We start from the raw sequence: 11,980 nt of genomic DNA, 5'->3' as shown, positions 1-11,980 counted from the left end.
TCGCAGGCAAGCCAGCTCCCACATTGGTTGCATTCCGAGTTAAAGATCAGGCCAGCGTCTCATCGATCACCAACACCAACTTCCCGGAAATCTGGTTGGTCGCCAGCTCGGCAAACGCCGCCTCGGCATCCTTGATCGGGAACGTCTTGGCCAACTGCGGGCTCAGGCGCCCCTCGACAAACAACGGCCATACATGCTGGCTCAGGTCGCTGAACAGGTCAGCCTTGAATTGATCACTGCGACTACGCAGGGTCGAACCCAGCAGCTGGATGCGCTTGCCAAGCACCTGGGCCAGGTCCAGCTTGGCCTCGCGACCGCCCATCAGGCCGATCAACACCCAGCGACCATCCAGGGCCAACAGCTTGAGGTCAAGGGCCGCATAGTCGCCGCCCACCGGGTCGAGAATCACATCGAACGGCCCGAAATCCCGCAGCCCTTCTATCCCATCCGTACGTACCACGCCGCCCTGGGCACCTAGAGCTTCGCAGTACGCCAGGCGCTCGGCCGAGCCCACGCTGACCCAGCACGGGCTGCCAAATGCCTTGCACAGCTGGATCGCCGCGGAGCCCACGCCACTGGCGCCTGCGTGCAGCAAGACTTTTTCACCGGGCTTGAGGCCCGCCAACTGGAACAGATTCAGCCACGCCGTGCTGTACACCTCAGGCAACGCTGCCGCCTCGATCAGCGACAGCCCCTCCGGTACCGGCAATACATGGCGCGCATCCACCACCACTTCTTCGGCCATGCCACCCCCGGCCAACAGCGCGCAGACGCGGTCGCCGACCTGCCAGGACGAGCCCGCCCCCACTTCACTGATCACCCCGGAACACTCCAGGCCCAGCACTGCACTGGCACCCGGAGGCGGCGGATAAAGCCCCGCACGCTGTAATAAATCGGCGCGATTCAGGCCCGCTGCCGACACACGAATGCGAACTTGGCCTACATCGCAGGTAGGACTGGGTTCTTCCAACCACTCCACGTGACCGTCAACGCCTTGCAATGCTTTCACAGTGCCTCCATAGTGAGTCTGGACTGAGCCCGTAGCAGTAGCGCCGGGCTTTTTGCATTATGCGACCGGACCATATGGAACCGGCTCCCTCAAAGACGGCCTAATATGCGTTATCAATTGCCCCCGCGTCGAATCAGCATGAAGCATTTGTTCCCAAGCACCGCCCTCGCTCTTTTCATTGGTCTCGGCTTCGCGTCGATGTCGACCAATACGTTCGCAGCCAACAGCTGGGACAACCTTCAGCCGGATCGCGATGAGGTGATTGCCAGCCTTAACGTCGTCGAGTTGCTCAAGCGCCATCACTACAGCAAGCCGCCGCTCGACGACGCTCGCTCGGTGATCATCTATGACAGCTACCTCAAGCTGCTGGATCCGTCGCGCAGCTACTTCCTGGCCAGCGACATCGCTGAGTTCGACAAGTGGAAGACTCAGTTCGACGACTTCCTCAAGAGCGGCGACCTGCAGCCCGGCTTCACCATCTACAAGCGTTATCTGGACCGCGTCAAAGCGCGTCTGGACTTCGCCTTGGCTGAGCTGAACAAAGGCACCGACAAGCTCGACTTCACCGAGAAGGAAACCCTTCTGGTGGACCGCAAGGACGCCCCTTGGCTCAAGACCACCGCAGAACTGGACGACCTGTGGCGCAAACGCGTCAAGGACGAAGTGCTGCGCCTGAAGATCGCCGGCAAAGACCCCAAGGCGATCCAGGAACTGCTGACCAAGCGCTACAAGAACCAGCTGGCGCGCCTAGACCAGACCCGTGCCGAAGACATCTTCCAGGCCTACATCAACACCTTCGCGATGTCCTACGACCCGCACACCAATTATCTGTCACCAGATAACGCGGAAAATTTCGACATCAATATGAGTCTGTCCCTGGAAGGCATCGGTGCCGTCCTGCAAAGCGACAACGACCAGGTGAAGATCGTGCGCCTGGTGCCGGCAGGCCCGGCGGACAAGACCAAGCAGGTCGCACCGGCCGACAAGATCATCGGCGTGGCCCAGGCCGACAAAGAGATGGTCGACGTGGTCGGCTGGCGCCTGGACGAAGTGGTCAAGCTGATCCGTGGGCCGAAAGGCAGCGTGGTGCGCCTTGAAGTGATTCCACACACCAATGCGCCAAACGACCAGACCAGCAAGATCGTGTCCATCACCCGTGAAGCGGTGAAGCTCGAAGACCAGGCCGTGCAGAAGAAAGTCCTCAACCTCAAGCAGGATGGCAAGGACTACAAACTGGGCGTGATTGAGATCCCGGCGTTCTACCTGGACTTCAAGGCGTTCCGTGCTGGCGATCCGGACTACAAGAGCACCACTCGCGACGTTAAGAAAATCCTGACAGAGTTGCAGAAGGAAAAAGTCGACGGCGTGGTCATCGACCTGCGCAACAACGGCGGCGGTTCCCTGCAGGAAGCCACCGAGCTGACCAGCCTGTTCATCGACAAGGGCCCGACCGTGTTGGTACGCAACGCTGACGGCCGTGTCGACGTGCTCGAAGACGAGAACCCGGGCGCCTTCTACAAAGGCCCGATGGCGTTGCTGGTCAACCGCCTCTCGGCCTCGGCCTCGGAGATTTTCGCCGGCGCCATGCAGGACTACCACCGCGCGCTGATCATCGGCGGCCAGACCTTCGGCAAAGGCACCGTGCAGACCATCCAGCCGCTGAACCATGGCGAGCTGAAGCTGACGCTGGCCAAGTTCTACCGGGTTTCCGGGCAGAGCACCCAGCATCAGGGCGTACTGCCGGACATCGATTTCCCGTCGATCATCGACACTAAGGAAATCGGCGAAAGCGCCCTGCCGGAAGCCATGCCGTGGGATACCATCCGCCCTGCGATCAAGCCAGCGTCCGACCCGTTCAAGCCATTCCTGGTGCAGTTGAAGGCTGACCACGACACCCGCTCCGCCAAGGATGCCGAGTTCGTGTTCATCCGCGACAAGCTGGCCCTGGCCAAAAAGTTGATGGAAGAAAAATCCGTCAGCCTCAACGAAGTCGACCGCCGCAAGCAGCATGCCGACATCGAGAATCAGCAACTGCTGCTGGAAAACGTCCGCCGCAAGGCCAAAGGCGAAGACCCGCTCAAAGAGCTGAAGAAAGAAGATGAAGATGCGCTGCCGGCCGAGGCGGAAAAAACCAAGCCGGAAGACGACGCCTACCTGGCCGAGACTGGCCGGATCCTGCTGGACTACCTGAAGATCAGCAAGCAGGTGGCCAAGCAGTAAATGATGGCAATTTAATGTGATGGCGACCCGAGCTGTCATCATATAGACATCATTCTGTCGTGAAATGAAGGACCGTCGGCTCACCGCCCGCGGTCCTTTTTTTTCGATCGAGATCGCCATGACCATGACCGAACAGCTGAATGCATTGGGCTCAATCCTGGCTCAAGGCAGTTTGCACAGCCTGTTCCAACCGATCATCTGCCTGTCCGAACGACGCATCCTCGGCTATGAGGCCCTTAGCCGTGGCCCCTCCAACAGCCCGCTGCACTCCCCTGTCGCGCTGTTCTCGGTGGCCAGCCAGGCGGGGCGTCTGAGCGAATTGGAAATGGCCTGCCGCGAAAGCGCGTGCCGGCGCTTCAGCGAACAGAAACTGCCGGGCAAGCTGTTCCTCAATATCTCCCCGGAGTCCTTGATGGAGACGGCGCACCAACCCGGGCGCACCCTGCAATTGCTGCGCGACTATGGCATCCCACCGAGCCAGGTGGTGATCGAGCTCACCGAACAGACCCCCACCGACGATTTCGACCTGCTGCAAACCGCACTGCATCACTACCGCAACATGGGGTTCTCGATTGCCCTGGACGACCTCGGCGCCGGCTATTCCAGCCTGCGCTTGTGGTCGGAGTTGCGTCCGGATTACGTGAAGATCGACCGGCACTTTATCGACGGCATCCATCAGGATGCGCTCAAGCGCGAGTTTGTCGGCTCGATCCTGCAAATCGCCAAGGCCTCCCGCGCCCAGGTGATCGCCGAGGGCATCGAGTTGCCGGAAGAGCTGGCGGTGCTGATGGAGATGGGCGTGGACCTGGTGCAGGGCTATCTGCTTTGTCGTCCCCAGGAAAATCCTCCGCAGGAACCACGCCAAATGCTGCCCAGGCCCGACAGCGCCAACGTGGCCCTGAGCGACGAAGGCAGCGACCTCAGCGCCCTGCTCAACGAACAACCTGCCGTGGACCAGGACACCGCCACCGCCCAGGTGCTTGAGGCATTTCGCCGCCAGGCCAACCTCAACTCCCTGGCGGTGCTCGATGGCCGCGGGCATCCGGTGGGTATCGTGCACCGGCATTCGCTGTCGGATGCGCTGCTCAAGCCGTTCGCCACCGACCTGTTTGCGCGCAAGCCCATCAGCCGCTTGATGAGCAGCGACTTTCTCGCGGTGGAGTTGAGCCAGTCGCTGCAACAGGTCAGCCGCCTGCTGACCAGCCGTGCACGGCAGCGTATCGAAGAAGATTTCATCATTACGCTGAACGGCGATTACCTGGGGCTGGGCCGCGTGATCGACGTACTCAAGCTGATCACCGAGCTGAAAATCCAACAGGCACGCTACGCCAACCCGCTGACGTTGCTACCCGGCAACGTGCCGATCCAGCAATGCCTGACGCGGTTGTTGCAACAACAACGGGAGTCGGTGATCTGTTACGTGGATATCGACAGCTTCAAGCCGTTCAACGACATCTACGGCTACGGGCGCGGCGACGAAGTGTTGCTGTGCCTGGCGCAGTGCCTGAACGACCGGGTCGACGCCAGCCGCGACTTTGTCGGGCATATCGGCGGAGATGATTTCTTGCTGGTATTGGGGCCGCAGGATTGGCGCAAGCGGCTCAACCAACTGCTGGATGACTTCCACACCCAGTGCAGGCGCTTCTACCGTGCCGAGCACCTCGAGGCTGGCTGCTTCGTGGCGTTGAACCGCCAGGGCGTACGTCAGGAGTTCGCGTTACTGTCGCTGTCCATCGGCGTGGTGCATTTATATCCACAGGCCTGTGGACAACTCGATGCCAGCCAATTGGCGGAGTTGGCGTCGCAAGCCAAGCACCATGCCAAGGACGTGGCCGGCTACAGCATCCATGTGATCGACAGCATGGACGCGCTGCCCCAGGCGCTTTAGGCCTCGGCAGATTCCGGGTATTCGTACTCGAATACCCGTACCACTTCCGAGGCGTGCCAGGATGCCGCGGCCACGCCATCGGACGGCCCGCTGAAACGCCCCAGGCGCTCCACACATTCAAAGAAGCCGGTACGCGGCAGGCGGCTCGCACCCTGGCTGATCACCAGGGAACTGCGCAACGGCTGCTCGGCCTTGGCGTCCAGCGCTGCCAGGTGCTCCAGGGCGGCGGCCAGGGTTTGCATGGCCGGCGTGGGGAATTGCAGGCGCTCCAGCAGCGCGCGGTACGTCAGCAGATGGCGCTGGCGGCGCGCCTGGTCCAGTTCGTTGAGTAACCCATCCCAATGTTGACGGCTGATACGTAGGCTCAAGATTCATCCCTCCAACCTGCAACGCCCAATTCCCAGGCCAGGCTGCGGCGGATCGCGGCATCCGGCTGGCGTTCACCACTTTCGATCAATCCAAGATACGACGGGCTGATGCCCACGGTACGGGCCAGGGCCTCGATTGCCAGGCCCTTGGCTTCGCGCAAGCCGCGCAGGTCTGCGAGCGGGCGCAGATCCGGGACGGCGGCTTGGGCAGTAGAAACGGGGGGAGGTGTAGCGGGTTGTTGCTGACCGGCAGCTTTCAGCAGCGCCTGGTATTGATCCCAAGGCAACACCGCGTATTCGGGTTCGCCATTGCGTGAAATTATCTGAATATCCATGACTGCCCCGTAGGATAACAACACTTACTAAGTAAGCTCTTTCCTTAGGAGTGTAATCCTAACAGCCACAAAGGTCGCAGAGGATAGCCGTATCGTCAGTTTTTTTGCGGGTTTTCCTTGGCCAGCAGTGCCGGCGTCGCAGGCAGCCGCTCAACCACCACGAGCTTTTCCGGACGCTGTGCCTCACGCCAGGCGCGAAAAGCGCTCAGCTCGTCGTTCAGGGTCTTCATGAGCCATGCCAGCACGGCGATGTCATCGAGCATGCCGAACAACGGGATAAAGTCCGGGATCGCATCTATCGGACTGAGAAAGTACATCAGCCCCGCCACCACCGAGACCAGTGCCTTGGGGCTGATCGCCCGATACTCGCCACGCCAGTACGCCAGGCACAGGGCCTGAAGCAATTTGAGATCATCCTTGAGCTTACCCAGGCGGTTGCCCTGGCTGGAGCCCTTGGCAGCGACGGCGAAGAGCAGCGTAGGCAAACGGCCACGGCCGAGCAAACGCGCCGCCATGGGCAGGAAACGGGTGAAATTGAAGGGTGGTTTCATTCGTCACTCCAGTTCCAGGCGAACACAAATGTTATCCACACAAATTGTGGATAACCTTGTGAACAGAGCCGGTTTTGCTGGCTGAAAGCCACGGTTTACAAGGCTTGCAGTCAGATCGGGCGTTTTTTGCGCACTTGAAAAAAACCCAATATTTCATTGACTTGGCGTTGCTGCGCGGCTAGCCGTGTTCGAGTGTTATATCAGACTGTTGCCTGCTACAGACGTTCGCTTGAATCTCTTGTAGTGAGCGGGCTTGCCCCGCGCTGGGGGTGTAGAACCGTAGACATCCTTTACATCTGAAACCGGGGACATCGTTTACACATTTTAGGCTTGGACGCGGCTCATGCCTCGTCCAAGCCTCCCTAGGGGATAGTCACACAGGTACAGATCCCAAACATCATCTTCAACTTCTTTGAGCGCAATCCGCTCTCCTGATAGCGCTTCGCTTACAAACAACAACTTTCCTTTCCACATGATTGAGCCGTTCTGTCTGACGCTTCGTACTTTCATTTCCGCGGCATACTCCACATCCGGCAGACATCCTGGATAAGGTCGAGTAGACGGCACATATACCTCACCCGGGCGCTTCATGCCCAGCGCCTCGTGAGGTCGTATGTAATTGAATTCATGTCGAAAATGCTCCAGCAAGAGCTGCTGCTCAACCAGGTTTTTCCCCAGTGGCAACTCAAACTTCAAACTACGATGCATCCGTTCGTGCCGGCCGTTCTGGGCAGGTCTTCCCGGCATGGTTCGCTCCGGGTAAATACCCAGGCGGATCCACCAAACTGCCAGTGTGGACATTCTTGCCAGGCCTGGAGAAGCAAAAGGAACGCCGTTGTCAGAGCGAATGACTTCCGGCATCCCGTACTCTTGAAAAAGCCTCTCGAATGCCTGTTTGACGGGCAAGGTCTTGATCTTGGGGTGAGCCCTGCAGGCCAAAATCAAGCGAGAGGCATGGTCCGTAACGGTCAGGGGATAGCACATCTGGGCGTTGAGCATCTTGAACTGCCCCTTGTAATCAACGCACCACGTCTTGTTGGGCTCGTTGGCTTCGCGCATTTCCCTGTGAGCAGTGCTGTGCCGTCGCTTGAAGCGCCGTTTACTGACAAGCCCAAGCCGGTCAAGCCATTGGCCTGCCGTGCTGGGCGATGGCCAGGCGACTGACGGATCCTCGATTCGTAATAGCCTGACAAGCTTCTTCGGCCCCCATTTATCGTGGGTTTCTTTCATCGCCACTATGCGAGCCAAGATCTCATCGTCAGTCTTGTTTGGGCTGGTATGAGGTCGTCGAGACAGCTCTGCCAACGACTTCAAATCGCCGTCAACGTGACGAGAGATCCATTTATCTACAGTTGGTCGACTGACGCCGAAGCGCCGAGCTAGCTGGCTTTTGCTGAAGTCACCAGAAAGCCAGTCGATGACCAGTTTGATTCGTTGATCCATGGGAGACTCTTGGTTCCAGGGCATGATCAGTTACCTCCTGATCATGCGTATTAACCTGTAAACCATGTCCCCGGTTAGATATGTAAACGATGTCCCCGGTTTGTACCGGGGCAAGCCCGCTCACTACAAACGACAACGCCCCGTCGAGACGGGGCGTTGTGTGTTCAGGCGCCGATTACTTCTTGGCGGCGGGTGCAGCAGGTGCCTCAGGGGCTTCAGCCTTGGCTGGGTCCTTGATGGCCAACAGTTCCAGGTCGAATACCAGCACGGAGTTGGCTGGAATCGCCGGGCTCGGGCTCTGGTCGCCGTAGGCCAATGCGGAAGGAATGAACAGCTCGACCTTCTCGCCTACGTGCATCAGTTGCAGGCCTTCGACCCAACCCGGAATCACACCGCTGACCGGCAGGTCAATCGGGCTACCGCGATCCACGGAGCTGTCAAAGGTCGTGCCGTTGGTGAGCTTGCCGGTGTAGTGCACAGTCACCACGTCGGTCGGCTTGGGCTGGGCGCCGTCGGCTTTCTTGATGATCTTGTACTGCAGGCCGGAAGCCGTGGTCACGACGCCGTCTTTCTTGGCGTTGTCTTCGAGGAATTTCTTGCCGGCGGCTGCCGACTCTTCGCTCATTTTGGTCATGCGTTCTTCAGCACGCTTTTGCAGGGCGGCAAACGCTTCAACCAGTTCGTCGTCTTTGAGCTTCTGCTCTTTCTTGCCGACGGCATCTTCAATGCCTTGGGCTACTGCTTTGGAATCCAGGTCATCCATGCCTTCTTGGGCAAGGCTTTTGCCCATGTTCAGGCCGATGCCGTAGGAAGCTTTCTGCGCCGGGGTTTTCAGCTCTACGCTGGTCTGCGAATCACAACCCGCAAGTACCAGGCTAACCAGGGCCACCGCCGCCGCCAACCGATGCTGTTTCATGCTATTTCCTTGTTCATGCGCCTAAAGGGCATTCGAATAAAGTCGCGAGCTTATCAGGCGGCCACGACCAATGGCTACCGGCATGTGAGCCGAAAACTTCTGATAAGTTCACGTGTTTAAAAGCATTTTCATTCATGATGGAGGCCCGCGATGGATCGCGGGACCACCTCAAACGAGGCTCATGGCCACTTGCCGCACCTGTGGCGTAGTGGCATAACAGCGCTACCACTCGACAAGGATAGTTATCTTGCGCATTTTTTCCCGCGTTTTACTCCTGATCCTCGCGGCTCTGGGGCTGATCCTGGCCGTGGTGCTCTATTACGTCGTCAATCCCAAGCTGCCGGACTACGTGCCCGTGCAACAGGTGCACTACGGGGACCAATGGAGTGCCGCCGACCGCCAGACCTATTACTTCACGCCCCAGGGCACCCAGGTAAAAGGCCTGCACTACGACTGGTTCACCGCCCTGGAACTGCCGTTCTCCGAGCAGCGCTTCGCCACGCCGGAATACCTGGCGCGCTTCGGTTTCCTGGTCGACCCCAAGCAAGTGCCCAGCGCTCAAAACCCCGGCAACCTGCCCGTGGGTTTCGCCCGGCACAAGAACGCCGACAGCACCGCCGAATACCTGGACATCACCTGCGCCGCCTGCCACACCGGCGAGCTGCATTTCAAAGGCCAGGCCCTGCGCATCGACGGCGGTTCGGCCCAGCATGTGCTGCCCTCCAGCGTACCGACCCTGCGCGGCGGCAGCTTTGGCCAGGCCCTTGTCGCCAGCCTTGCCGCCACCTACTACAACCCGTGGAAGTTCGAACGCTTTGCCCGCCAGGTGCTGGGGGATCGCTACGACGCCGAACACAGCCAACTGCGCCAGGACTTCAAACAGTCGCTGAACACCTTCCTCAAAGTCGCCTGGAATGACACCCATCGCGGCCTCTACCCCACCGAAGAAGGCCCCGGCCGTACCGACGCATTTGGCCGTATCGCCAATGCCAGCTTCGGCGACGCGATTTCCCCAGAGAACTATCGCATCGCCAATGCACCAGTGGACTACCCGCAGCTGTGGGACATCTGGACTTTCGACTGGGTGCAATGGAACGGCTCGGCCCAGCAGCCCATGGCACGCAACATCGGCGAAGCCCTCGGCGTCGGCGCCACCCTGACCTTCTTCGACAACGCCGGCCAACCCCTGCAAGGCGCTGCGCGTTACCCCTCCAGCGTGCGAGTGCGCGACCTCAACAGGATCGAAGAAACCCTGCAACGCCTCAAGCCACCGACCTGGCCCGAGGACCTGTTCGGTGCCGTGGACAAACCCCTCGCCGCCAGAGGCCGCGCGCTGTTCGCCGAAAACTGCGCCGGCTGCCACGTTCCCAGCGTCACCCAGGAAAACGGCCGCCCGGTGCAACAGCTGAAAATGCTGCCGGTGGACTACATCGGCACCGACCCCGGCACCGCCAATAACATCGCCGACCAACGCTACGACCTCAGCGCCCTGCACTGGGACCCAGCCGAGCTGGCCCAACTGAATGTGCAACTGCACCCCACGCCGACCGACCCCCTGGACCTGAAGAAGATGTCCGTGGCCAAGGGCCTGGCCTACGTCACCGCATTCGTCGAAGAGCACGCCTACCGTGCCGCCGGCGTGACCCCGGCCGAGCGTCCGCGCCTGGACGGCTACGGCCTGCCCATCGGCGTGCGTGAGTTGCGCGCCTACAAGGCGCGACCACTGGCCGGTGTGTGGGCCACGCCACCGTTCCTGCACAACGGCTCGGTGCCGACGATCTACCAGTTGCTCTCGCCCCAGGACGAACGCAGCACCACCTTCTATAAAGGCACCTTCGCCTACGACCCGCGTCACCTGGGCTTCGAAACCGCCGCGTTCAAGAACGCGTTCCTGTTCGATACCAAAATCACCGGCAACCACAACAGCGGCCACGAATTCCGTGCAGGCCAGCGTGGCAATGGCGTCATCGGCCGCGGCTTGCTGCCGCAGGAACGCTGGGCGCTGCTGGAATACCTCAAAGTGCTGGGCGGCCCGCTGGAGCAACAACTGCCATGATTATCCGTTCTCGATACGACCAACCCTCCCTGCTCGCCCGCCTCTGGCTGCGCATCGGCGCGTTTCTCGGCAAGACCCTGCTGTGGCTGGTGGGCCTTGGCCTGCTGGGATGGCTGGCCTCCAGCGCCTGGTTCGCCTGGCAACACAGCGGCCCGGTGTCGCCGGAGGAGCAGATCCCGGCGGGTGAAGCCGCCATGACCCAAGGCATTATCCAGACCGCGGTGCGCATCGTTGACCAGCACCGCGAAGGCACGCGCTACCTGCGTGACGCCCATGCCAAGGCCCATGGTTGCGTGAAGGCCGAAGTCAGTGTACTCGCCGACCTCGACCCGGCGTTGCGCCAGGGCGTGTTTGCCCAACCGGGCAAGACCTGGCAGGCGATGATGCGGTTGTCCAACGGCAACGCGTACCCGCAGTTCGACAGCATCCGCGATGCTCGCGGCATGGCGATCAAGCTGCTGGATGTACCGGGCAAGCAGCTGTTGGCCGACCAGCAAAGCCGCACCGAGCAGGACTTCGTGATGTTCAGTCACCCGAATTTTTTCGTCAGCGATGTGGCCGAGTACGCACAGAACATCGGCGCCCAGGCTGACGGCAAAAAGGTGCTGGCGTTCTTCCCCAAGGCCGACCCGCGCAGCTGGCAGGTACGCCATCTGTTTATCGCCCTGGCGACCCTGGCCCCCGCACCGGCGAGCCCGACGCAGACCACATACTTTTCCGTATCGCCCTACAAGTTCGGCGCGGCCAACGCCAAATTCCGTGTCGCGCCCGACCCGCAAAGCTGCCCGCAATACCAGTTGCCGAAGCAGAACCAGGACCTGCCGAACTTCCTGCGCAGTGCGTTGAACCAGCAGTTGTCGACCGACCGCGTAGCGGTGTGTTTCGTGTTGCAGATCCAGCGGCAGAACCCGCAGAAATTCATGCCGATCGAAGACACTAGCATCGAGTGGAAGGAAAGCGATGCGCCTTACGAAACCGTGGCGAAAGTGACGATCCCGGCGCAGGACTTCGACACCCCGGCATTGAACCTGGCGTGCGACAACCAGTCATTCAACCCATGGTTCGGCGTCGCCGAACACCGCCCCATCGGCGGCATCAACCGCTTGCGCAAAGCGGTGTACGAAGCGGTCAGCGACTACCGTCACAGCCGTAACGCCCCGTAAAGAGTGCGTAACAATGGGCCCGACACCGTAA

At 60.4% G+C, this 11,980-nt stretch carries 10 protein-coding genes; 4 read left to right on the top strand and 6 right to left on the bottom strand.

Annotation, left to right across the window (positions count from 1 at the left end; translation table 11 throughout):
- Positions 1-46: 46 nt before the first annotated feature.
- Positions 47-1,009, bottom strand: coding sequence for a zinc-binding dehydrogenase (locus AC3ISR_RS09720; protein ID WP_192301211.1), 963 nt, complete (start codon positions 1,007-1,009; stop codon positions 47-49).
- A gap of 138 nt (positions 1,010-1,147) precedes the next feature.
- Between AC3ISR_RS09720 and AC3ISR_RS09715 the strand changes: the two genes are divergently transcribed.
- On the top strand, positions 1,148-3,229 hold the full coding sequence (locus AC3ISR_RS09715) for a carboxy terminal-processing peptidase (protein WP_192301210.1): 2,082 nt from the start codon (positions 1,148-1,150) through the stop codon (positions 3,227-3,229).
- Positions 3,230-3,347: 118 nt separating this feature from the next.
- Positions 3,348-5,117 (top strand): bifunctional diguanylate cyclase/phosphodiesterase, encoded by a 1,770-nt coding sequence (locus AC3ISR_RS09710; protein WP_192301209.1) that lies wholly within the window; start codon positions 3,348-3,350, stop codon positions 5,115-5,117.
- Here the strand turns inward: AC3ISR_RS09710 and AC3ISR_RS09705 are convergent.
- The 5 genes from AC3ISR_RS09705 to bamJ form a co-directional block, all read right to left on the bottom strand.
- Positions 5,114-5,485, bottom strand: a complete 372-nt coding sequence (locus AC3ISR_RS09705; RefSeq protein ID WP_005786715.1) for a hypothetical protein — start codon at positions 5,483-5,485, stop codon at positions 5,114-5,116. The two genes, AC3ISR_RS09710 and AC3ISR_RS09705, sit on opposite strands and share 4 nt — an antisense overlap.
- The gene (locus AC3ISR_RS09700; RefSeq protein ID WP_192301208.1) at positions 5,482-5,820 is read right to left on the bottom strand and encodes a helix-turn-helix domain-containing protein; all 339 of its coding nucleotides are present in this window, start codon (positions 5,818-5,820) and stop codon (positions 5,482-5,484) included. Before AC3ISR_RS09700 ends, AC3ISR_RS09705 begins: the two co-directional genes overlap by 4 nt.
- 95 nt (positions 5,821-5,915) lie before the next feature.
- The gene (locus AC3ISR_RS09695; RefSeq protein WP_192301207.1) at positions 5,916-6,371 is read right to left on the bottom strand and encodes a YkvA family protein; all 456 of its coding nucleotides are present in this window, start codon (positions 6,369-6,371) and stop codon (positions 5,916-5,918) included.
- Between the two features lie 324 nt (positions 6,372-6,695).
- Positions 6,696-7,838, bottom strand: a complete 1,143-nt coding sequence (locus tag AC3ISR_RS09690) for a helix-turn-helix domain-containing protein (RefSeq protein WP_489324404.1) — start codon at positions 7,836-7,838, stop codon at positions 6,696-6,698.
- 151 nt (positions 7,839-7,989) lie between these two features.
- Positions 7,990-8,730, bottom strand: coding sequence for a BamJ family beta-barrel-assembly machinery protein (bamJ, locus tag AC3ISR_RS09685; protein ID WP_192298880.1), 741 nt, complete (start codon positions 8,728-8,730; stop codon positions 7,990-7,992).
- A gap of 247 nt (positions 8,731-8,977) precedes the next feature.
- On the opposite strand from bamJ, the gene AC3ISR_RS09680 reads away from it, so the two are divergent.
- On the top strand, positions 8,978-10,786 hold the full coding sequence (locus AC3ISR_RS09680; protein WP_463984289.1) for a di-heme-cytochrome C peroxidase: 1,809 nt from the start codon (positions 8,978-8,980) through the stop codon (positions 10,784-10,786).
- Complete coding sequence (locus AC3ISR_RS09675) at positions 10,783-11,949, top strand: catalase family protein (RefSeq protein WP_192298878.1); 1,167 nt, start codon at positions 10,783-10,785, stop codon at positions 11,947-11,949. The genes AC3ISR_RS09680 and AC3ISR_RS09675 overlap by 4 nt, the downstream gene beginning before the upstream one ends.
- Positions 11,950-11,980 lie beyond the last annotated feature (31 nt).

The organism is Pseudomonas sp. GL_117 (assembly GCF_057835125.1).
The sequence above is the reverse complement of the archived record's forward strand: the minus strand, read 5'-3'. Positions and strand labels throughout refer to the sequence as shown.